Source organism: Acinetobacter sp. WU_MDCI_Abxd143 (genome assembly GCF_025514195.1).
GTDB lineage: Bacteria > Pseudomonadota > Gammaproteobacteria > Pseudomonadales > Moraxellaceae > Acinetobacter > Acinetobacter pittii_H.
In genome coordinates this window covers 424,145-447,582 of the sequence record NZ_JAHPTH010000001.1, presented here as the reverse complement: position 1 = coordinate 447,582, position 23,438 = coordinate 424,145, and the positions used below count along the sequence as shown (strand labels likewise).

Annotated in this window: 21 protein-coding genes; 16 read left to right on the top strand and 5 right to left on the bottom strand. The window is 37.0% G+C overall.

The window, feature by feature from the left end; genetic code table 11:
- Nucleotides 1–150: 150 nt before the first annotated feature.
- Nucleotides 151–408 (bottom strand): hypothetical protein, encoded by a 258-nt coding sequence (locus KTI79_RS02095; protein ID WP_032054067.1) that lies wholly within the window; start codon nt 406–408, stop codon nt 151–153.
- Between the two features lie 317 nt (nt 409–725).
- Between KTI79_RS02095 and pepN the strand changes: the two genes are divergently transcribed.
- The 10 genes from pepN (at nt 726) to KTI79_RS02045 (ending at nt 12,840) form a co-directional block, all read left to right on the top strand.
- The gene (gene pepN / locus KTI79_RS02090; protein WP_032054066.1) at nt 726–3,332 is read left to right on the top strand and encodes an aminopeptidase N; all 2,607 of its coding nucleotides are present in this window, start codon (nt 726–728) and stop codon (nt 3,330–3,332) included.
- A 613-nt stretch (nt 3,333–3,945) separates the two neighbouring features.
- A complete protein-coding gene (locus KTI79_RS02085) occupies nt 3,946–4,446 on the top strand; it encodes a spore coat U domain-containing protein (RefSeq protein ID WP_032054065.1) in 501 nt (166 codons plus the stop codon).
- 71 nt (nt 4,447–4,517) lie between these two features.
- Nucleotides 4,518–5,222 (top strand): molecular chaperone, encoded by a 705-nt coding sequence (locus tag KTI79_RS02080; RefSeq protein ID WP_032054064.1) that lies wholly within the window; start codon nt 4,518–4,520, stop codon nt 5,220–5,222.
- 9 nt (nt 5,223–5,231) lie between these two features.
- The gene (locus KTI79_RS02075) at nt 5,232–7,691 is read left to right on the top strand and encodes a fimbria/pilus outer membrane usher protein (RefSeq protein WP_032054063.1); all 2,460 of its coding nucleotides are present in this window, start codon (nt 5,232–5,234) and stop codon (nt 7,689–7,691) included.
- Nucleotides 7,682–8,701, top strand: a complete 1,020-nt coding sequence (locus tag KTI79_RS02070; protein WP_032054062.1) for a spore coat U domain-containing protein — start codon at nt 7,682–7,684, stop codon at nt 8,699–8,701. Before KTI79_RS02075 ends, KTI79_RS02070 begins: the two co-directional genes overlap by 10 nt.
- A 256-nt stretch (nt 8,702–8,957) precedes the next feature.
- A complete protein-coding gene (locus KTI79_RS02065) occupies nt 8,958–9,614 on the top strand; it encodes a glutathione S-transferase family protein (protein ID WP_228132446.1) in 657 nt (218 codons plus the stop codon).
- Between the two features lie 7 nt (nt 9,615–9,621).
- Nucleotides 9,622–10,383 carry an SDR family NAD(P)-dependent oxidoreductase gene (locus tag KTI79_RS02060; protein WP_032054061.1) on the top strand — a complete coding sequence of 254 codons (762 nt, stop codon included), beginning with the start codon at nt 9,622–9,624 and terminating at the stop codon, nt 10,381–10,383.
- A 9-nt stretch (nt 10,384–10,392) separates the two neighbouring features.
- Nucleotides 10,393–11,076: an SDR family NAD(P)-dependent oxidoreductase gene (locus KTI79_RS02055; RefSeq protein ID WP_032054060.1), complete on the top strand. Its 684-nt coding sequence runs from the start codon at nt 10,393–10,395 to the stop codon at nt 11,074–11,076.
- Between the two features lie 77 nt (nt 11,077–11,153).
- Nucleotides 11,154–11,711, top strand: coding sequence for a chorismate mutase (locus tag KTI79_RS02050; RefSeq protein ID WP_032054059.1), 558 nt, complete (start codon nt 11,154–11,156; stop codon nt 11,709–11,711).
- Between the two features lie 577 nt (nt 11,712–12,288).
- Nucleotides 12,289–12,840 (top strand): TetR/AcrR family transcriptional regulator, encoded by a 552-nt coding sequence (locus tag KTI79_RS02045; protein ID WP_032054058.1) that lies wholly within the window; start codon nt 12,289–12,291, stop codon nt 12,838–12,840.
- Between the two features lie 74 nt (nt 12,841–12,914).
- Here KTI79_RS02045 and KTI79_RS02040 read toward each other — a convergent pair whose 3' ends face one another.
- Nucleotides 12,915–15,104, bottom strand: a complete 2,190-nt coding sequence (locus KTI79_RS02040) for a TonB-dependent receptor family protein (RefSeq protein ID WP_032054057.1) — start codon at nt 15,102–15,104, stop codon at nt 12,915–12,917.
- A gap of 497 nt (nt 15,105–15,601) precedes the next feature.
- On the opposite strand from KTI79_RS02040, the gene KTI79_RS02035 reads away from it, so the two are divergent.
- Nucleotides 15,602–17,836 (top strand): TonB-dependent receptor, encoded by a 2,235-nt coding sequence (locus KTI79_RS02035; RefSeq protein WP_032054056.1) that lies wholly within the window; start codon nt 15,602–15,604, stop codon nt 17,834–17,836.
- Nucleotides 17,837–17,930: 94 nt separating this feature from the next.
- Nucleotides 17,931–18,614 carry a Fe2+-dependent dioxygenase gene (locus tag KTI79_RS02030; protein ID WP_032054055.1) on the top strand — a complete coding sequence of 228 codons (684 nt, stop codon included), beginning with the start codon at nt 17,931–17,933 and terminating at the stop codon, nt 18,612–18,614.
- Nucleotides 18,615–18,655: 41 nt separating this feature from the next.
- Here KTI79_RS02030 and KTI79_RS02025 read toward each other — a convergent pair whose 3' ends face one another.
- Both KTI79_RS02025 and KTI79_RS02020 read right to left on the bottom strand, forming a co-directional pair.
- The gene (locus tag KTI79_RS02025; RefSeq protein WP_005073733.1) at nt 18,656–19,051 is read right to left on the bottom strand and encodes a Fur family transcriptional regulator; all 396 of its coding nucleotides are present in this window, start codon (nt 19,049–19,051) and stop codon (nt 18,656–18,658) included.
- Between the two features lie 288 nt (nt 19,052–19,339).
- The gene (locus KTI79_RS02020) at nt 19,340–20,755 is read right to left on the bottom strand and encodes a PLP-dependent aminotransferase family protein (RefSeq protein WP_032054054.1); all 1,416 of its coding nucleotides are present in this window, start codon (nt 20,753–20,755) and stop codon (nt 19,340–19,342) included.
- Between the two features lie 105 nt (nt 20,756–20,860).
- Between KTI79_RS02020 and KTI79_RS02015 the strand changes: the two genes are divergently transcribed.
- On the top strand, nt 20,861–21,271 hold the full coding sequence (locus KTI79_RS02015) for a cupin domain-containing protein (RefSeq protein ID WP_228132443.1): 411 nt from the start codon (nt 20,861–20,863) through the stop codon (nt 21,269–21,271).
- 23 nt (nt 21,272–21,294) lie between these two features.
- The gene (locus KTI79_RS02010) at nt 21,295–21,744 is read left to right on the top strand and encodes a carboxymuconolactone decarboxylase family protein (RefSeq protein ID WP_032054052.1); all 450 of its coding nucleotides are present in this window, start codon (nt 21,295–21,297) and stop codon (nt 21,742–21,744) included.
- A 33-nt stretch (nt 21,745–21,777) separates the two neighbouring features.
- Here the strand turns inward: KTI79_RS02010 and KTI79_RS02005 are convergent, their stop codons facing one another.
- Complete coding sequence (locus KTI79_RS02005; protein WP_032054051.1) at nt 21,778–22,218, bottom strand: hypothetical protein; 441 nt, start codon at nt 22,216–22,218, stop codon at nt 21,778–21,780.
- Nucleotides 22,219–22,569: 351 nt separating this feature from the next.
- Between KTI79_RS02005 and KTI79_RS02000 the strand changes: the two genes are divergently transcribed.
- Nucleotides 22,570–22,800 (top strand): hypothetical protein, encoded by a 231-nt coding sequence (locus KTI79_RS02000; protein ID WP_032054050.1) that lies wholly within the window; start codon nt 22,570–22,572, stop codon nt 22,798–22,800.
- Nucleotides 22,801–22,950: 150 nt separating this feature from the next.
- Nucleotides 22,951–23,325, top strand: a complete 375-nt coding sequence (locus KTI79_RS01995; protein ID WP_032054049.1) for a TonB C-terminal domain-containing protein — start codon at nt 22,951–22,953, stop codon at nt 23,323–23,325.
- Nucleotides 23,326–23,438: the final 113 nt, after the last annotated feature.

Genomic DNA, 23,438 nt, shown 5'->3' with positions numbered 1-23,438 from the left:
TTCGCTCCGAATGCATAAATTAGTCAGGGTAGAGCTATTATACACAGCCGCATTGCTGATAGCTGAGATTGTCTTTTTGATTGCTGCAAAAATAGAAAGACCTAAAATCTACGTTTAGATTTTAGGTCTTTCTTATAATTCGAAGTTTAATTAAACAGGGCACGGCAAGCTCTCATCATGTTGTCCAAGTTTTTTGGCATTGATAAGTGCCTGTACTTTTTTACTTGGTAATTTGACTTTACCTAAAGCATCGTAAGTATTGATGATTGTGGTTACCTCTTGAACAGTCATTGAAACGCCCTCGGCAGATAGAAAAACTGCAATCACATGGTGATCAATTCCTGCCGCGTCTAGATCATGAATCGCTTTAATATTTTCTAAGCGATGAAAATGTGCTTTTAATTCCATACTGACACCTCTTGTCTCATTGAAATATTCATATTGGTGTATTAGTGAAGGCAAGAACCATGCCCAAAATGTAAGCTGACTCTAAAAAATGTTAAAAGCTGAAGTGGTTTTATTTTTATTGTATAGATTGATTATATAAGCAACGATTATCGTAAATTTGGTCTAATCTGTGCTAATAAAAGACGATTCTAATTTGAAATGTATAAATGAAGTCCCATTAATTTTATAAAGGTAAGTAAACACAGTATGTATGATTGAATATGGTCAACTCATAACAATTCGTACTACGGTTTCCGAAAAGTATATAAGGAATAAAGATGAATATTGCGGCGCAGCCTCCGGTTCAGGCAGATCAAACAGTTTATTTAAAAGATTATCAAAAACCTTCGTTCTTGGTTGAATCCATTAATCTTGATATTCAAGTTTATGACGATAAAACAATTGTTGATTCAACATTGGTGATGAAGCGCCAAACTGCTGGAGACTTGGTATTATTGGGCCGTGATCTTGAGTTGCAATCTATCCAGCTCAATGGTCAAGTTCTCACTCCTGCACAATATTCACTCGATAGTGAGCAACTGGTGATCACTGATGCACCAGATGAAGTCATTTTACAGACTCAAGTCATTATTCACCCTGAAACCAATACTCAGCTTGAAGGTTTATATAAAGCAGATGAGTTATTTGTTACGCAAAATGAGCCTGAAGGTTTCCGTAAAATCACATTCTATCCAGACCGTCCAGATGTACTTTCAGTTTTTACTACCCGTGTAGAAGCAGACAAAAAATATCCAGTATTACTTGCCAATGGTAATTTGCTTGAAACTGGTGAAGTTGGTGAAAACCGCCACTTTGCGATCTGGCAAGACCCGACTAAAAAACCAAGCTATTTGTTTGCTTGTGTCATTGGTGATTTAGCTGTTCTTAAAGATCGTTATACGACTTCGGAAGGGCGTGATGTTGCTTTAGAAATCTATGCTATTGAGAAAGACATTCCAAAATGCCATATCGCGATGGAAGCATTAAAGCATTCTATGCGTTGGGATGAAGAACACTACGGCCGTGCGTATGACCTCGACAACTATATGATTGTTGCAGTGAGCCAGTTCAACATGGGTGCTATGGAAAATAAAGGTTTAAACATCTTTAATACTTCATGCGTACTTGCCGATGAAGAATACACAACTGACGCAGCGATTATGCGTGTGCAGTCTGTGATTGCCCATGAATATTTCCATAACTGGACAGGGAACCGTATTACTTGCCGTGACTGGTTCCAGTTGTGCTTAAAAGAAGGCTTAACGGTATTCCGTGACCAGTCTTTCTCTGAAGATTTACAATCTGCTGCGGTTCAACGTATTGATGACGTCGCTGTACTTAAATCGCATCAATTCCCTGAAGATGCGGGTCCATTGTCGCATCCACCGCGTCCAGACCATTTTGTCGAAATTAATAACTTCTATACAGCGACAGTCTATGAAAAAGGTGCGGAAATTAACCGCATGATGTCGACTTTGTTGGGTAAAGAAAAATACCGTAAGGGTACGGATGAATATTTCCGCCGTCATGATGGCCAAGCCGTGACTGTAGAAGATTGGGTTGCTGCATTATCAGCGGGTTCCGGTGTCGATTTATCTGCATTCTTAACTTGGTACAACCAACCGGGTACACCAAAGCTTGAAGCAAAAGGTGAGTACGATGCAGCGACACAAACTTACCGTTTAAGCTTTAAACAAAGCCTAAAAGCACATCCTAAATATCCAAATTTAAAAGCTGTTCCAATTCCTGTTGCTTTAGCGCTTTTTAACGCTAAAACAGGTGAACAATATACATTGCACAGTGACAGCTTATTCGTAAATGATGTTAAAGATGGCGTGTATTTGTTTGACCAAGATGAGGCAACTATTGAATTTACAGGGGTGACTGAGCAACCCGTTGTGTCGCTACTGCGTAATTTCTCGGCTCCTGTAAATCTTGTGTTTGATTATACTGATGAAGAATTAGCATTCTTAATTCAGCACGAAACAAATGGTTTTAACCAGTGGCAAGCAACACAAACCTTGCTTGAACGTATTTTGTTAGAAGACCATTCTGCAGATGCGTACATTCAAGCTATTCAAAGTACGTTACCTGAGTTAGTGAGTCGTGACCCGCTTTTAGCTTCGCGTTTATTTGATGTACCAAGCGAAGGTTATTTAGGTAGCCGTATCGATCAGGACTACGCACCAGCCGATATTCACGTCAAACGTGAAGCCTTACTTAATCGATTAGCTCAAGAGTTAGGTTCATTCTGGAAAGATACTTACCTCACGCTTGACCCAGACTTGCAAAAAGAATTTTCTTTAGCGATGGGTGTACGTGCATTAAAGAATATCATGCTCATGATGATGGCGCGTCAGGGCGATCAAACTGCATTTGAATTGGCACATGTGCAGTACCAAAACACAGGCAATATGTCGGAGCGTTTAGGTGCGCTACGTGTATTGGTTTGGCAAAACGCACCTCAAGCTCAAGAGGCACTTGCTGATTTCTATGATCGCTTTAAAGATGAAGCCTTGTCTTTAGATCAGTGGTTTATGATTCAAGCTGCAAACCCAAATGCCACTACAGAAACAATTGAGTATCTTACTCAACATCCAGACTATGATTTAACAACTCCAAATCGTATTCGTGCGGTAAGTGGTGGCTTGTCAAATAATCCAGAAAATACTTGGGGCTTTGGTGTAGCTCATTTTATTAACCTTGCACAATATCTAGATGAAAAGAACCCAATTTTAGGTTCGCGTCTATTACAGGTATTGTCACGTTGGTATACGCTTGCAGAGCCACAGCGAACTCAAGTTCAACAAGCTTTACAAGCCTTGCAACCTAAAGTGAAATCGAAAAACGTTTCTGAAACTTTAAATAGCATGCTGAGCGTTTAATTATTTAAACTTACTAAATAAAGGTCTCTAAAGAGGCCTTTATTTTTATATTTCTACATAGAAATATAGCAGTCAAAAATTAGCTTTATTGGTGTTTCTTAGCTTTAGAGTTTTTTAGTTTTTTTCTAGGTAAATTATAATATTTAATGATTTATTTAAAATATATCTTTAAGTAAAGAGATAAAATAACAAATTATTAGAATAATAAATTAAAAAATAGAATAATTGATTGTAAAAATAGTCTTGGGTAATAGGAAATTAAGCTAAATAAACTGACATATTTATTTAAATATTTTCCAACAAATTTTATGGTGATTTTATTAAGTTAAATAAAATCAGGTGGTTAATTTTTTGAATGTTATTGTATTGTTACTTGGTGTTAATTTGGGTAATTGTATTTTATTAATTGAAATTCTAAATAAAAATGCTGTCATGCAGTTTAACTTTTTTTATGTATTATGACCAAAATAGGGTAAAAAATATAAGCTTTAAAAGAGCAGTCAAATTAAAAAAGATTGTAATAGTAAGGGTTAATTTTTTTACATCTATTAATTCCAACAATTTAATGTAAAAAGGTTTAGACCATGAAAAAGACTTTTATTATTTATCAGCAATTGCTGCAGGATTATTTTCTCTCAATACAGCAAATGCTGCTACAGCAACCGGAACATTGACTGTTAGAGCGACAGTGACAAATAGCTGTGTTCTAAATACCTCAGCCACAGGCACAACTTCAAATGCAGTCTTAGACTTTGGAACATTAAGTTCACTTGCGAGCAATGTAGACGCAGATACCACAACTACAGGTGGTACTCCCATCAGAGTACTTTGTAACAACACTGTGCCATGGACTTTATCATTTGATGGTGGTCAGAATGTTTTATCAACACAGCGCCGTATGATTGGCGGAGCAACCACTACAGAATACATTCCTTACAACCTTTTCTCTGACACAGGCCGTGCAACAGCAATCGGCATTGCAACAACTGCCTACACTGGGACAGGGACTGGTAATGTTCAAACTGTAAATGTGTATGGTCGTATTCCTGCTGGGACGACTTTACCAAGTGCTGGCAGTTATTTAGATACCGTGACAGTAACTGTAACTTATTAATTTTAATAAATAAGAAATATTGTTAGCCCTTTAAAAGGGCTAATGCATTAAAAGATTTATTTGGGCCAGTCATGAAAAAAAATATCTTTATTTTTACGAGTTTATTCTTATCTTTATCTAGCACTTTGAGTGCGGCTACAATCCGAATTTCACCTGTGAATGTTGAAATTTTAAGTAATCAAAATGCTTCTTCGATTAGTTTATTTAACCAGTCGAATGAAAGTACTGATTTACAGATCCGTGTGTTTGAATGGACTCAAAAGGATGGGCAAGATCAACTCATCCCGACAGAAGAGATCGCGATTAGCCCGCCGTTTTTAAAATTAAAACCGAATGATTCTTATAATTTGCGTGTCGTCAGAATTAATCCGGCAGCGATTACTGGTGAAAAAACCTATCGTATTATTATTGATGAGTTACCAAAACCCGCGGATAGCCGTAAAGCGGCTCAAGGAATAAATGTATTACTACGTTCGTCATTGCCTGTATTTGTAGTAGATAAAGACGCGATTACTAAACTGAATTGGAAAATTGATCTTAATCAGAAATCTCCTTCTTTAAATATTAGCAATATTGGAAATCGACATGCGCTTTTAAATAATTTAACGCTTGTTGATACCACCGCAAATAAAAGTTATCCGATTCAAGTAAACACCGTGAATGGGTATATTCTTGGACAGCAGACACGAAATTATTCTATTCAGAATTTTACATATCAGCCAAATCATAAATACAGTGTATCTCTGACAGTTAATGGTAAGAAAACAACACTTTAAGAGGCTTATATGAAATACATTATAGGTGTCTTATGTGTTGCATATCTTCCTGCATATTCTTTTGCTGAGCAACTTCAAGATCATACGAACACAATAACTCCTCGTGTTCCAGATGCTATAAATAGCAATAATAAGTATGCGCAAGCGAAGGGTGATAGACAGGAACAAGATCTTAACTTTACTCAACTTTTTTTAAATATTTCTATTAATACAAATGCTGCTGAAGACTTGGTAGCAGTAGGGCAGTCTGAGGATGGCAAGTTATATATCCGTGCTCGTGACTTAAAAGCTTTAAGAATAAAAATGAATGAGCAGACTCCTGACAGTCAATGGGTGTGTATTAATGATCTAAAGGGAATTCAGTTTAAATATCTAGAGAATGAGCAGTCCCTAAATTTGCAAGTTCCGTCAAACATGTTGACGGGCTATGCAGTGGACTTAAATGGCCAGCAGATTACCAGCCCACATTTGCTTAAGATGAAACCCTTAAACGCGGCTATTCTCAACTATAGCTTGTATAACAGCATAACCAATGACGAAAATACCTTTTCCGGTTCGGCTGAGGGGAATTTTAACAGTGCGATTGGTAACTTCTCTTCAGGCGTTTTATATAACGGCAGTAATGAAAATAGTTATAGCCATGAAAAATGGGTACGCCTAGAGAGTAAGTGGCAATATGTCGACCCTGAAAAGATCAGGATATATACCCTAGGCGACTTTATTTCAAATAGTCCGGATTGGGGGAGCAGTGTCCGTATGGCCGGTTTCCAGTGGTCGAGTGCCTACACCCAGCGCGGTGATATTGTCACCTCGGCACTCCCGCAATTCTCCGGTTCGGCTGCGCTTCCTTCAACTTTGGATTTATACGTCAACCAGCAAAAGATTTATTCAGGATTAGTCCCATCTGGTCCATTTGATATTAAACAGCTCCCGTTTATTTCAGGCAACGAAGTCACGTTAGTGACTACCGATGCAACGGGACAGCAGAGCATTACCAAAAAGCCTTACTATTTTTCATCCAAGATTCTGGCAAAAGGTATTAATGAGTTTTCAGTAGATGTTGGTGTTCCTCGTTATAACTATGGGCTTTATTCAAATGATTACGATGATGCCACCTTTGCATCAGGTGCGATCCGATACGGTTATAGCAATTCACTGACTTTAAGCGGGGGCGTGGAAGCTTCAACAGATGGTCTGTCGAATCTCGGTACAGGATTTGCCAAGAATCTGTTTGGTTTTGGAGTGATTAATGCTGACATTGCAGCGAGTCAGTATAAAGATGAAAACGGCTATTCTGCCTTGTTGGGTTTAGAAGGGCGCATCAGTAAAAATATTTCATTTAACACCAGTTACCGCAAAGTATTTGATAACTATTTTGATCTTGCCCGTGTGTCTCAAGTCAGATATTTAAAAGATAACCAGATTAATGCCGAGTCACAAAACTATCTGAGCTACAGTGCACTGGCCGATGAGATTTTTAGGGCAGGGATTAACTACAACTTTTACGCAGGCTATGGGGCTTATCTGGGATATAACCAGATCAAATATAGCGATAACTCTTATAAATTACTCTCTGCCAACTTAAGCGGAAGTCTTAATAAAAACTGGGGTTTTTATACTTCTGCCTATAAAGATTATGAAAATAACAAAGACTATGGCGTTTACTTTGCGCTGCGCTATACACCGTCTAACAAACTCAATGCGATCACAAGTGTATCTAATGAGAGTGGCAGACTGAGCTACCGTCAAGAAATATTTGGTTTATCGGAACCCAAAATCGGTTCATTTGGATGGGGTGGTTATGTTGAGCGAGATCAGGATGCACATGAAAACAATGCATCGGTCTATGCCTCTTACCGTGCCCGTGCTGCTTATCTGACAGGACGCTATAACCGATTTGGAGATAACGATCAGGTTGCACTTTCAGCCACAGGTTCACTGGTTGCCGCAGCGGGACGTATATTTGCGGCCAATGAAATTGGAGAGGGTTATGCAGTTGTCACCAATGCCGGACCGCAAAGCCAGATTTTAAATGGTGGGGTTAATTTAGGTTTTACGGATAAATCTGGAAGATTTCTAATTCCGAGCTTAATGCCGTATCAAGAGAACCATATTTATTTAGATCCGTCTTATCTTCCTTTAAATTGGAGCGTTAAAGCGACAGATCAAAAAACAGTGGTCGGCTATCGCCAAGGAACCCTAGTTGACTTTGGTGCTCATCAGGTTATTTCAGGATTAGTAAAACTTGTTGATCAAAACAATTCACCATTATTACCAGGTTATACAGTGCGAATTAATGGGCAGCAGGATGGGGTTGTTGGCTATGACGGTGAAGTGTTTATTCAAAACTTATTAAAGCAAAACAAACTTGAAGTCGATCTTATGGATCATGGCACCTGCCAAGTTGACTTCACTTATAACAGTAATCAGTACTCAACTAAAAAATTGGGACCTTATATATGTCATTAAATATTATGAATAAGGCTCAAATAGAGAGCTATAAATTTTTCCCTTCGTCTTTAAAATACTTTATAGGCATTTGCTTATTTTATCTCGTTTATGCATTTTTTAGTCCAGCTCAAGCTGCTTGCACGGTAAGTGGTACCACAAATAGTACTTTTACCTATACAGCAGCAAATATTAATAATGATGCAACCGTAAACCTTTCAGGCACAATTACTTGCACAAATTTAGGACTTCCCCAGATTTCTAATTTCATGTGTATGAAGACCGTATTTACAGGGGCAACCACTGCGAATAATAGTGTGACTTTACCATATACGGTAACTGCAACTGTAGGCGGGGCTGGCTCTTCCACTACCAACCAAACCTCCAATGTGTGGTATGGCCCAGTAGCAACAGTCGCATCAAATAATATTGTGAGCTACTCGGTAAATATAAAAGTTCCAGCCCGGACGGGATCGCTTCTTGCTTATCCGAAAGGAACATATACGGCTTCGGTTCGGTTGTATTGGGATATGGATCTTTTGGGTTTGTCATGTGGTGATTTACTTGGTGGTTGGGATTCAGGTGATACATTACTAACAGCAAACTTTGTAGTCCCAAGCCTGTGCCAATTAAACTCAACCTCAACTGTAGATTTTGGAAACATTAATGATATTAGTACGACTAAGCGTGATTACACAGCGCAAGGAGCCGTAAATTCGACCTGTAATTTTGGAACGCCATATAGCATTTATTTAGGCGATGGCAATAACCGTATAGCTGGGGGCTTTAGGCGTATGACTAATAGTAATAATGAATTTATTCCCTATCAGCTATATAAAGATTCTAACTATAGTACGGTATGGGACGCTACAGGTGGTGTAACCAGTGTTGGGGGAGCAGGAGGAGTCTCGAAAACAGGAACAGGAAGCGCTCAAACGACTACAGTGTATGGAAAGATTCCGCAAGGCACTGCCATCGCAAGTAGACCTGGAGTCTATTCTGATAGCGTTATTGTTACCGTGACTTATTAATCTTTCAAATTTATATGAGGAGCTCTTTTTATAGCAGAGCTCCCTATAATTCAAAGTATATTGCTTAAAAATTGTTAAGATATAAATAATAAAAATCAAATAATTCTTAGCTTTCGGAACTTATTCGTCATCAAAAACAGTTTGACTTAAAAAAGTATTCTGTATATTTATTGATTAGTTCTAAAAAAGAACTAGATAAAAGGCAATTAAAAATAAAGGTGAATAAATGTCGAATATTATTTTGCATCAATGGTAAATTTCTCCATTCTGTCAAAAAATTTCAAGGGCTTTAAGATTCAAGGGAATTCCATTTGACACAGTTAACTACAACGGTATTCTTGGAGCAAAAGTTCCTCTGCTAAGTAAGGTAGGTAAAGTACCTGTCATTGACCATAACGGTCAGAGGATTCAAGACAGCACTCGAATTGCTCGGTATCTAGATGAAGCCTTTCCAGACACACCTCGGCTTTACCCCGAAGATCCACATCAAAAAGCGCTTGCCGAACTTTGGGAAGATTGGGCGGATGAATCTCTTTATTTTTATGAAGTCTATTTACGCGTCAATGACCCTGAAGCTCTAAAAGAAGCCATCAGTATCAGCAGTATTGGTCGTCCGGCCTATGAAAAGCCAATGGTAAAAGGTTTTATTTTAGCTGAGTTAAAAACGCAGCTTTTCTTTCAAGGCTTAGGACGTATGAAAGCTGAAAATGTTGAAGAAGAATTTATACGACATCTCGACCGTATTGAGCAGGTTTTATCACAAAGTGAATGGTTAGTTGGAAACAGCCAAACCATTGCAGATATTGCCGTGGTTGCTCAACTCGGTGAAGTGATCCGTACCAGTAAAAAGTTTGGCAAAGAAATTTTGAATCGACCTTTTATTGCATTATGGTATAAAAAACAAACAGGATGAAACGTCTATGACATCAGCAACACTAGATAAAACACAAGATTGTGCGGTTGTTATTGGCGTCGGGGCATCACAAGGAATTGGTGCAGCGGTGTGTCGTCTGTTCGCCAAAGAAGGCTTAAAAGTTTATGTTGCTGGGCGTACTTTTCAGAAAATTGAAGCAGTGGCTGCCCAAATCCATTCCAATGGTGGAGATGCTGTAGCGTTTCGTTTAGATGCAGAAGATATACACCAAGTACAAGCCCTATTTGACACCATTACAAGTCAAAATGAGCGCATTACTGCTGTAATTCATAATGTGGGAGGGAATATTCCTTCGATCTTTTTACGCAGTCCATTGTCGTTTTTTACTCAAATGTGGCAATCCACTTTTTTATCGGCCTATTTAGTTTCTCAAAGCTGTCTAAAAATTTTTAAAGATCAAAATCACGGTACGCTTATTTTTACAGGTGCGAGTGCATCTCTACGCGGCAAACCTTTTTTCGCAGCTTTTACGATGGGAAAATCTGCCTTAAGAGCTTATGCCTTAAATCTAGCCCAAATCTATAAGTCACAAGGCATCCATATTGCTCATGTGATTATTGATGGCATGGTCGATGGCGATAGAGTGAATAAAGCATTATTTGGTCTGGGGCGGTTAGCTCGTCTTACGCGTGGCACTGGCGGACTTAATATTGATGCAATTGCAGAAAATTATTGGATGCTTTACCAACAAACACCGAAGCTCTGGACACATGAGTTGGATTTACGCCCTTATCAAGAAAAATTTTGAGAGATTAAAATGCTAAAAAAAATATTCCAAAAATTTCAAAAAAAGCAGGGCTGTGTTGTAGTGGCTGGTCATGACCTACAACTGATTGAGCGTGATTTTGTAATTCTAGATAAAAACGCACATTTTCCATTACATCTTTATCAAGTTGTGCATGATTCAGCTGCGCAAAAGATAAAAATTCATTCTATAAATGATGGCGTGACAGCAGTACATTTAAATTTAGTGAATGCAGATCACTTAAAATGCTTATTGCGTTATATTTCAAAACATGGGCATACCATTGAACTCTGTGTATTTCAGCCGAGTTTTTCATCTTCGCCCAATATCGAAGCTTTATCTTTAGAAGAGATTAAACACAGTTGGCAGACCACAGGTTTAAGTGCAGTAAGTGTTGCTCAAGCTGTGATTAAGCCGATGCTTAAACAACAGCGGGGCACCCTTATTTTTCTTGGCGCACCCTCTAATCACTCGACCCATTACGATGTGTTAAGCCAAAGCATGTTTGCTAGCATTCGAGCTTTATCGCAGTCATTAGCCAGAGAGTTTCAGCCTAAAGGAATTCATGTTGCTTATTGCATGGTTGAAAAATGGGAGGGGCAAAATCAGCACTTTACCTCATCTCTCAAACAAGTATGCCAACACATCTATCAGCAACCTGATTCGGCATGGAGCCAAGAACTCAGCCTATCTTGAAGTTTTACTTTTACATGTTGTTAAAATACAGTACTGATCTGGAATGATGATATAACAATAATTTCGGTAGGTTTTAAATGGTGAATATAAAGGGTTTTCAGCGAGCTGTTCAAGTAGTGTCGACCTTGGCAGCTTTTATGTGTTTTCCTCCACTCGCACAAGCTTCACAATACACTCAAACTGCTCGTTTAGTTAACGAACGCTTATCTTATATGAAGGATGTCGCAGGTTATAAAGCAGAGCAGCATTTACCTATTGAAGATTTAACTCAAGAAAAGAAAGTTCTGGATCAATCGCTTTCTGAAGCCGAATCTTTTGGTTTAAATGGCGAAACAGTAAAGCCATTTATTGTGACCCAAATGAATGTTGCCAAGGCCATTCAATACCGTTATCGGGCTGATTGGTTATCGAGTCCTGAAAGCAATTGGAAGCCACAAGATTTAGCAGAAGTACGATTAAAAATTAGTTCTTTAAATACTGAACTTTTAAAAAATATTGCCGTTGAACTTAAGAGAAATAACAACAAAGCGCCTCATGGCTGTAGCTATATGTGGCCTGTTCAGCATCCACAACTTAAAGAAGCCGACAAAAAAGCTTTATGTGTGGCATTAAATAAAATCAAGTTAAGAGAATGAAAAACAATAATTATTTAACTGTTTTCTAGTCAATATCACATTGACACCCAAAATCTCTCCGATTATCCTTTGCCTGCTGGCCACATTGCCAGTCGGTTTTAGCAGACCGTTTTCATCTAGATCATCAAAAGAGCAATTTTTTGGTGTCGAACTCGTTCGTCTCCCTTCGTAGCGGTAGGACGGAGGAGGGACGCCTTTGGGCGTGCCGGTTCCTAGATGACTGGTCTGCTAACCCTTCTTCGTTCTGCCACCATAATCATTTAGCAGTGATTTGGTAGAACTTCTATTTCATCTAGGAGTCCGCCGTTATGCGTACTATTTTTTCTTTATTGGCCTCTGCCAAAATCTTTTTATTCATTCCATTTAAACAGTCTTTAAAACGGTTTAATCGACTCTAGGTTTTTTGCACCTTAAGAATCGTTACGACTAAAAAATCATAGCAACAATAAACCTGAGATAGGCGAGCACACCTTTTTTGTGCCACTTTTGCATGCCTGTTTTTAGCGCTCATTTTAAGAGTGACGGCAATTTCTATCTCTTTCACTTACAACAAAAAATTATTTTAAACGGTATAAAAATGCCAAATTTAGAAGCATCATTTAGAGCATTACGCGTGCTCCACGCGGCAAAAGATTTATTTACTCAACATGGGTTTTACATTGGGATCGATCGAATTATTGAAGAAGCCAAAATTCCCAAAGCCACTTTTTATAACTATTTTCACTCCAAAGAAAGGCTTATTCAGATGAGCTTAACTTTTCAAACAGATGCATTAAAACATGAGGTGTTTTCTATCATTCATTCGTATCGTGAACTCATGGCCTTCGATAAACTCAAGAAAATCTACTTTTTACATGCAAATTTAGAGGGTTTTTATCGTTTGCCATTTAAAGCCATTTTTGAAATTGAAAAGCTTTATCCAGCGGCCTATAAAATCGTGATTGACTACCGGAACTGGTTCATTAAAGAAATTCATAAATTCCTTTTAACTGTAAAAGTTAACGCTACAGTTGAAGATGCCTACATGTTTTTGTTTGTGATTGATGGGGCAATGGTCCAGCTTTTAAGTGCGAATAGTACTGATGAAAGGGATAAATTATTAGAATATTTTATGTCAACGCTCGCTTAAATTGATCCATATTCTAGTGTTTAACTTATGAAAAAGCCCTCCGAAGAGGGCTTTTTATTCAATTTGGTTTAGCTTTAAAAATCAAAAGATGTTTGTAGATAGAACGTACGTGGAAGTCCTACATACTTACCGCCAGTAGAGTCTGTTGAGCGAGTAAAATATTGCTTATCAAAGACATTTTTGATTCCACCAGCGATTTTTAAACCTTTAACTTGTGAACTTAAGTCATAAGAGGTACGTAGCGCAAAAGTAGTGTAACCCGGAATATCTCCATATTTACCATCAGCAGTTTCTTCTGTTTGATAGACATTACTATCTGGAAGATCTGGTGAATGCTGCTTAGACTGCGCAAACATGTCAGCATTTAACGACCATTTATCTACTGTGTAACCTAACCCAACATTACCGACATGACGTGAGTAAAACGGTAGGTCTTTATCTTTAAATTGACCCGCTTCAGCCACTGCTTTGGTGAAAGTATAATTTCCATATACTTTTAAGCCTTCCAGTGCATCAGACAATTGGCCGAAATCATAGCTAATACCCGTTTCGACACCTTTATGGCTGGTTGCCCCTAAGTCTGTCCAGATCCCGTTATTACTAGCATCACGAACCAATGAAAGCTCTTTATCAAAGTCTAAATAGAACACGGTAAATTCGGCATTTAAACCATTGCCCAAATATTTGGTTCCAATTTCATAGTTATTCGACTTTTCAGGATGTAAGCCTTCGGTTGTAGCCGTTGCGGTTGTTCCTTCAAGACGAGCTAATTGACTGTATTGCTGTGGACCGAAAGATACACCTGCATTTGCAAATATATTCCAGTTTTCATTTGCCGAGTACATCACAGATAAACTTGGTAAAAATTCGTCTGAATCAATTTTTGGATAAACAGTATTAGGTTGTCCTTTGTTATAACCTGTGAAGTTATTATGGGTTTCAATTGATTCGAAACGTATGCCTGGTGTGATGGTCCAACGGCCGAGTTCCATACGGTTGTCGATATATACCGCATGTGCTTTAGTACCGCCTTCGCTGCTACTACGTGGAGCGAAATCTGGCACTGATGAACCTGCTGCATAAGAAGCAGTACGTCCAGCAAATTCAGAACTTTCTTCTTTTAAGTAGCGATAGCCAACCGTTACTTCATTTTGAGTATTACCAAGTTCATAAATGCGAGAGTAACGCGGTTCAATCGCATAGACCTTGTAATCACGTGGAGAAGAGTCGAGGCGTTTTTGTCCACCCTCTATTGTACTTTCAAGATTACTTGTACGGAAAGAGTCGATGTAGTAACTCAGAACTTCGAAGTTATTTTTTTCATCTTTATGGTTATAACGTAAAGAGACATCTGTACGACGACCTGCAAAATAGTTTTTTTCCCCAGAAGACTGATAAGGATTTTCAGCATACTGAGCCTGAGTTAAACCCTCTGGCATTTCGCCGCGACCTTCATAATGATGCAGATTTAAAGCAACCGAGTCTTTATCATTAAATTGATAAGCAGACTTTAGCATTACGTCATCGATATCAATCTTGTTATTTGCTTCTCGATAACCGTTTCCTTTAGTCCCTGAATATAACAGGGCAAGGCCTAAACCATTATCTAAAGTTCCACCCACAAATAGATTAGGGCTCAGTTTTACTTGGTCAGTACCAGAAGCATATTCTGAAGTTAGGCTAACAGTTCCACTAAAATCTTGAGGAATTGAGCGAGTCGCAAAGTTAATAATTCCGCCTACGTTTTGAGGTCCAAAACGTACCGATCCCGCACCACGCACAACGTCAACTGATTCAATATTACCAATTGAAACAGGTGCTAAAGATAACTGTGGCTGACCATAAGGTGCAAATGAAAGCGGAACGCCGTCAACTAAAACTGTTGAACGAGGTGATAGACGAGATGCTAGACCACGGACACCAATATTGAGTGAAACATCACTACCACCTGTTCCGCTGCTATCTTGAGCTTGAACTCCAGGAATTTGTTTTAATGCTTCTCGAATTGAAGTTGCAGCTGTTTCATCCAAACGTTTGCGGTCAACAATAGTTCGAGCGCCAGCATGTTTGTGAACAGTTTCTGCATTTGCTTCTTCTAGCCAGTTACCTTGCGCCTTAATGGTAATGGTCGGTAATGCACTGGTAGATGTATCTTCAGCATGTGCTGGAAGTGCGAGATAAGTACACGCAATTCCGATTGCATAGCTAAGTGTAGAAACTTTGAACTTAAAATTTGGGAGTGAAAGAGCAGATGAGCGGTCCATGTTGACGTATCGAAATCCTAAACGATAATTATAATCATTATAGCGAAAAAGTAACAAAATTTTATAAAATGGTTTATGTTTTTTTTAAGAATTTTAAACTTTTTCTAAAAGGTTACTTTTGATAATAATTTCAAAGAGCTGACTATGATTTAGATATAAACAATAAGATTCTAGCTAGACATTGACTGTTAAAAGATCGAAGCTCTCTTATGTACAGTCACGTATAATTTCTATTTAAAGACACAGTAAGTATAAAAGTAGTGGTGGGCTCAAAAGTACACTATTACAAACTTAATGTAGATAAACAGGTAATAAGTTGAGTTTAAAGGCTATTTGTGTGAAATTTAAAATAATTTCATAAATATTTTTAATTAAAATCAAAGAATTATTAATTTTTATTGAACATTTGTTATAGGATTTTTATATTAAATTATTGTTTTAATAATCAATAATCATTATTATTCGCGCTAATATTTACATGAACACACAAAATATATATGGAATTTATTAAGTCTCGCAAGAAGATTGCTAAATCAGCAATAGCTTCATCATTATCAATTGTAGCTACAACTGCAATGGCTGCTCAGGAAAATTCTGTAGCGCTTCCATTAATTCATGTTCAAGCAGATGCAGAAGTTGCACAGAGCCTTAAAGTTGATAAATCGGCTAACTCTAAATTTGTAGCACCTCTATTAAATACACCAAAATCAGTTTCAGTAATTTCAAAACAACTTATTGAAGATACCAAAGTAAATACATTAAGCGACGCACTTCGTACTGTACCAGGCATTACCTTAGGTGCAGGAGAAGGCGGTAACCCGAATGGAGATCGACCATTTATTCGTGGTTACAATTCAGAAAGTTCGATGTACGTTGATGGTATTCGTAACTCATCTTCACAAAACCGTGAAATGTTTGCTATCGAGCAAGTTGAAGTGACTAAGGGGTCTGCTTCTTCTATGGGTGGTGCAGGTTCTGTTGGCGGTAGCATCAATATGATTTCTAAAGTTGCTGAAAAAGGTGACTTTTTAGAAGGCTCTGTACAAGCAGGTACCGATAATTATCAACGTATCACATTAGATGGTAATAAAGACTTCGGTAATGGTACTGCTGCTCGCGTTGTTCTTATGGGGCATAAAAATGAAAAAGCGGGTCAAAGCGATGGCGCTGAATACAAGCGAGTAGGTATCGCACCTAGCATTACATTTGGATTGGATACACCAACACGTGCAACTTTAAGTTATTACTACTTAAGATCTGATGACACTCCAGATTCAGGTGTTCCATATAATTACGATACGACTAAGAAGGCAACTATTGGTAAACCTGTTGATGTTAAACAAGGTATTTACTATGGTTTAAAAGGCCGTGATTTCCAAAAACAAGAAAATCATATTGGTACTTTTAAAGTAGAGCATGATTTAAATGAAAATCTTACTCTTGCTAACACCGTACTCTACAGCAAATCAAAAAATGATTACCTTTGGACTCAGCCAGATGATTCAAAAGGTAATGTAGCAAACGGTAAAGTTTGGCGCCGTATTAACTCTCGAATTACTGACACTAATATTTTCACCGATCAATTATCTTTAAGAGGTAAGTTTAATACTGGAGCTATCAAGCATAGCTTTAATGTCGGTGCAGAATACAGTGATCAAGAGTCAGATAAAGGTAGCTACACGACAACATATCCGGGGTATGTAGGTTCTACAACGGGCGGTTTTAATAGTGACTGTGCTATTAATGATGCGTGGTGTACTTCATTAACTAATCCTAATTCTAAAGATGCGTGGTTAGGTGGTCGTATCGCCAATAAAGCAACTACGACAACGACTACAAAAAATACTTCTGTCTATTTATTAGATAATATTGAGTTTAATCCTCAATGGTTACTTGATTTAGGTGTTCGTTGGGATAAGTTTGATACCGAACAGGTTACAAATGCCACTGGCGCTAAAATCGAGAGTAATAAAGATTTTGTTACTTATAATGCAGGCGTAACTTTCAAACCTACTGAAAATGGTAGTATTTATGCAAGTTATGCAACTTCTGCTAACCCTGTAGGTGTTGATGGCGGTGATGGTTCTGAGTCAATCGGTCAAGCTTATATGGACCTTAAACCAGAAGAAAGCCAAACCATTGAATTGGGTACAAAGTGGAACGTTCTAAACGAAAAACTTAATTTAACTGCTGCCATTTTCCGTACAGAGAAACAAAATACACGTATTCAAGTTGACTCAAGCCATTATACGAATGGCGGCGATAGTAAAGTTGACGGTATTGAACTTTCAGCAAACGGAAATATCACTGATAAATGGGCTGTGAGCGCAGGTTACACCTACTTAGATAGTGAAAATACTGATCCAGGGCCAAGTTGTAGTCGTGCTGGAGTATGTAATCCAGAAAATGCAGCTAAAGGTAAGCAACTTCCAAACGTACCTAAAAACTCTGCAACTTTATGGACTACATATAAAGTATTGCCTCAAGTTACTGTGGGTGCTGGCGCTTTCTATGCTGACAAAGTATATGGTGATGCAGCTAATACAAAATGGGTTCCTTCATATGTTCGATATGACGCGATGGCTCGTTATGATGTTAACAAGAATGTTAACTTGCAACTTAACTTAAATAACCTTTCTGATAAGCGTTACTTTACTAAAGCATATGCTTCACACTATGCAACTGAAGCAGAAGGCCGTAGTGCAGTATTATCAGTTAACTTTAAATACTAATAAGTTTAAAAATTTATTAGTTTAAATAAGTAATCTAAAATAGCCTCAATATGAGGCTATTTTATTAATTAAAGCTATTTTTAAAGGTATCGCCGTGATTCACCATATTCCTAATGTACTTACTAAAGACCAAGTCCAGTTTTTCCGTCAAGAAATGGACAAAGCAGAATGGGTTAATGGAAAAGTCACTGCTGGTACACTTTCAGCTACAGTAAAACATAATCAGCAATTGCCTGAAGAAGATCCTCTAACTCATCAACTGAGCAATATCATTCTTGATGCTTTAGGAAAACATCCATTATTTCTATCTGCTGCACTTCCATTAGATATCATACCGCCTTTATTTAATCGCTATGAAAATCATGAGTCTTTTGGTTTTCATGTAGATAATTCAATACGCCTAATACGTGGTAGTAATCAGCGTTTAAGAACAGATTTATCGTGTACGGTTTTTTTAAGTGAGCCAGAAGAGTATGAAGGTGGGGAACTCGTAATTGAAGATACGTATGGATATCATGAGATTAAATTACCTGCTGGTGATATGATTTTGTATCCATCTACCAGTCTACACGAAGTCACCGCTATTACTTCAGGCTGTCGTATAGCGTCTTTTTTCTGGGTTCAGAGCATGATTCGTGATGATGCAGAGCGACATATGTTATTTAATCTAGACCAAACTATTCAAAACTTACGTATGCAATTAGGTGATGATCATAAAGAAGTTTTGAACTTAACCAATACTTATCACAACTTAATTCGTAAGTGGGCTGAGGTTTAAATAACAAGGCGAGTAATTAAGTAGCGTAGATTATTTATAGGCTACTTATAAATATTTACTTCAATATTTAACGCTTTTTCATCAATTTTTTTCAACAAGCATTCTAGTAGTTCTTCTACTTTTTCATCATATTCAAAAGGATGAGATTTTCCAGTTTTGGTATTAATAAGATTTAAACTAATTTTATTAGAGGCTGGTCTATAAATCCCTCTATTACTTTTACCCAAAACAACTCTTTTAATTAATTTTCTATGTTCGAGTTCCGCTAAAGTACGATATGTCGTGGCTAGACTAATTTTTAAATTTTTCTTTTGAGATAGTAGGTATATTTCTTCTGCAGTTATTCCCTTATCGTTCTCATGTAAAAAACGAAAAATAGCAACTCGCGAAGGTGTAGCTGATAAACCCGTTTCCATTAACGCTTGATGATAATCCATTTAGTTCCTCTGCTAATGGCTTCTTTACATTTAAATTGATTACTAAGGCTTTTTTAGACGCAGGTAAAAAAATCTATTTGAAAACCAATGATATTAGTCTTAATTGTAAACCATTTGGTATAAAAAGTATTAAGATAAAAAGTAAAAATACCTGAAAGTAATCAAAAAAGTTAGAGGACAATTCTTTGTCAATAAAACTTTGAAAATAGATAATTTAGCGTATGAATTAATATGAATAAAAGTAGTTTGAAAAAAGTTATTTATTTTTCAAAACAAATTTAAAGACGCTTATGGCAGAGCTTTATTTTGTTCGATGATCTCTATTAACTTTTCACATGACTGATTTACTTTTGATATAGGTGTGGTGGCAACACCTAACATTAAACCTGAAACAGCACTTTTAGGGTCTTGATACCAGAGTGATAATGGAACAGGAGCCAGATTAAAAGCCAATGCTTCATGAGCAATTTTTTGATCAGATAAAGTACAAGGTAAGTTAATAAGAACTGATAAACCTGCGGTAGAGGTTTGTAGATTAAATTGTTTTAAACACTTTATTAATTCATCTCGCTGAGCACTATAAGTTCTTTTTGTCCGTCTTAAATGTCTTAAAAAATGACCTTCATGCATAAACTCTTGAATCGAAAGTTGTAGAGATGGAGATGGAGCGGGCACTAAAGTGGCTGTCGTTTCTGCAAAGTGATTAATCATATGAAAAGGCACAACTGCAAATCCAATCCTTAATTTGGGGCTGATTGTTTTGCTAAAGCTTCCTAAGTGAATAACTCTTCCTGTCGTATCTAATGAAAATAAAGCGGGTGCTGCTCGGCCATCTAATTGTAATTCTCCTAAATAATCATCTTCAATAATCCAGCTTTTATTTTGGTTAGCCCAATCCAGTAATTTTAATCGTCTAGTTAAAGAAAGGGACATGCCTAAAGGTGCTTGCTGTCCAGGCGTAACTAATGCAAGAGAAGCATGAGGCGCATTTTTCATTGCTAACTCTACGTCGATCCCATCTTGATCGACGGGAATTGGGCATATCTCCATTCTTCCCACTTCAAGGGCATGTTTAGAAAAAGGAAAACCGGGATCTTCAACCCATGCTTTTTTTCCTGTTAATCCTAAAACATGTAATGTAAGACCAAGCCCACCCGAAAAACCTGAAGTAATAAATACTTGATCAGGAGTACATTGAATTCCTCTTGATAAAGCCAAATAAGCAGCAATTTCTCGGCGAAGGCCATATTCACCTCGCGGGTCAGGATAATTGGGCCATCCACTCGATTCATTACGCACAGATTTAGATCTGATTTTTGCAAATAACTTTGCAGGAAAAATTTCCTTTGCGGGAATGCCTAATTGAAAAATTCCCTGCACAGATGTCATATCTAAATACATCTGTGTAAACGAACTGTTTTTATGACCTTCTTGAGTAGCGATTGGCTTAACTGCTTGGTAGGCAACCCGTGTACCTTGTGATCTAGATGCAACAATAAATTGACCATCAGCAAGTCTTTCATATGCAACTTTTACAGTACCTCTAGAGACACCAAGTTGACTAGCCAAATCTATCCATGACGGCAAACGATCGCCTTGTTGTAGAGTTTCAGAAATAATGGCTTGTTCAATCCCAAGGCGTATTTGTTCTGCTAAAGGTGTCTTTAATTGGCGATCTAAATTAATTTTTAGCTGTGGGTACATTCGTGGTACAGCCTTTTAGTACATTTTTGGTTCATGAATTTATACTACGGATCTATAAAATAAAAACAACTCCCTAACTATGTGTAGGTTTAATTTGAAATGGAAATGATCAAAAACAGATTCTTTTTAAGTTTAGCTCTAATGCTTGCGAGTATTACTCCCTCTATGGCACATGAATTAGTTGAAAAAGTTACACCTAATTTTGAACACAAAATTCCTAATATACCGGGCAAGTCTCTTATTGCTTTAGAAGTCGATTACCCACCAGGCGGGGCCTCAATTCCTCATACTCATGCGAAGTCATCTTTTATATATGCCTATGTAGTGGAGGGCAGTATTGAGTCTAAAGTGAATAATGAGAAGCCAAAAATTTATCAGGCAGGTCAGAGTTGGTTTGAAGAGCCGGGAGCGGTTCATTCTATTAGTCGTAATGTAAGTAAGACTAAACCAGCAAAGCTATTAGCAGTATTTGTTGTTGATACTGACGATAAAGAATTAGTTACCCCAGTAAAATAATTGAAAGTGAATAGGTGTCTATTATGGTTCAACGTATTGATTATAATCAGGTCGCTCCAGCAGGTGTTAAAGCTCTAGGTGGTGTGTATAGCTATGTGATGCAAAGCGGTTTACCAACAGAATTAGTTGAATTGGTTTATCTACGAATATCGCAGATTAATAACTGTGCATATTGTTTGGATATGCATACCAGAGACTTAATCAAGAAAGGCGTAGCAATTGAGAAACTCGCTTTAGTTCAGGCTTGGCAAGAGGGTGGTCATCTCTTTGATGAAAGAGAAAGAGCAGCTCTAGCTTGGGCAGAGTCAGTGACTAAAGTGTCTACGACAGGAGTACCTGATGATGTTTATCAACTTGCTCATTCTGTATTTGAAGAAAAAGAACTGGTTGATTTGACGATAGCCATTAGTTTGATGAATGCATATAACCGTATGGCGATTAGTTTTAGAAATACCCCACAAGCTGCAAAGTAATATTTAAAAAGCCCTCCAAAGAGGGCTTTGAATCTATCTAAAATTAGGTTTGTCTAAAATTTTATAGACTTTTTCTTTATAGGCATCATTAGAAATTACCCCTTTATCTCGCTGTTGTTTGAGCGATCTAAATTGTTGGTCACGAATTTCTCTTTGAATACCCACATTATCATGATTTCTAAGGTAGTAAAGACTGCGTTCATGAGCACTCATATTCACTGTGTTATCAGTAAACGAAGTAGGCTCGGTTTCTTTTTCTTGATATTGTTTAGCGATTTCAAAAAAATCTACATTTTGTTGTTCATTCACCTTACTCTCTTGAGAGTTTGTATTCACTTCAAGCATGCTTTTATGCTGATTAAATTTATGGCGGTTATATTCTTGTTTCGTTTGAAAGGTGTTTGTTTCAGCAAATACGGAAGAAGAAAAAAGCCCAATATTTAAAAATAAAAAAGTTAATAAAAATCTATTCATTTCTTTTGGAGTCCAATTGAAATTGAGTAAATCTCTGTATTATAACACTAAAATTTGAAATTTTGGGGCCGTTTTTTAGACCAAATGATCAATTGGTAAATAACCAAGGGATATATAGTGCTGTATATAAAGCGTTATTGATGACTTCAGATAGATATTAAGATTAAAATCAAAAAAACTTTTAAATCAAAGTGCTTCTCTATTATCTAATTTAATATTTATATATCAATAATTTATTTTTTTAAAAGAATTGTAAGTGCTTAATTGTTAAGTAAATCTAAACTATTCTGGTGTGACAATCATTATCTAATTTGTTAGATTTTTTGGTTTTTATAAAAGTGGGCGGAATTTATGAAGACATTTTTAATTATTTCTTTATTAGGTTTTGGGCTAGTTGGTTGTGCCTCATCGACATATAACTCTCAAGAAAATTATTTGAATAAACCTCCAATAGTTCCAGAGAATAAAGCTTTTAATAGTTTTAAAACACCTGAACACGGGATTTTTACTGATCAAGATGTCTATAATATAAATATATCAGAAAATTCGAATCTAAATTTCCGTTATGAAGTTCCTTTTTAAAGAATAATAAAATATTAACTAAAAAAAGGGCGGAGCAAAGGTGGCTTAACACCTTTGCTGATTCAAGATAATGAATAATAGACATCATCTTTAGGTAGTTTTTTAAATTTTAAACTGTTAAATTTTAGTTATTGAAAAAAGGTACTTTATATGAAAAATTTTACTATTATTGCTTCTTTATTTTTATTAGTTGGGTGTACTACTGGCCATAAACAGGCTGCTCCAGTTCAAGTGACTGATACTAAGATTACTTCAGAAGCTGAGAAATATAAAAAACAATATCAAAAGAAAATTTATAAAATATGGGATATTCCAAAGTCTTCTACAGGCATGAGTGCAAGTGTAAAAGTCTTTTTAACAGATAGTGGCGAAATTGAGCAAATTATCTTTTTAGATAAAGAGGAGCAAAAATTTAAAACAAGTATTGAGAAAGCGATATGGCGTGCAAGTCCATTTGTTTTACCTTCTCATCCTGATGCAAGAAAGCAAGCAAGAAAATTCAATATGAAATTTCAAGCAAAATAAATGGGTTATGCTCAAACACTAAGAGCATATTATAATTTTTGAGAGAAATTATATCTGCTCTTGGGTTCTTTATAGTATTGATATATGAGAGTTTAGCAGCGTTGAAGTGACCT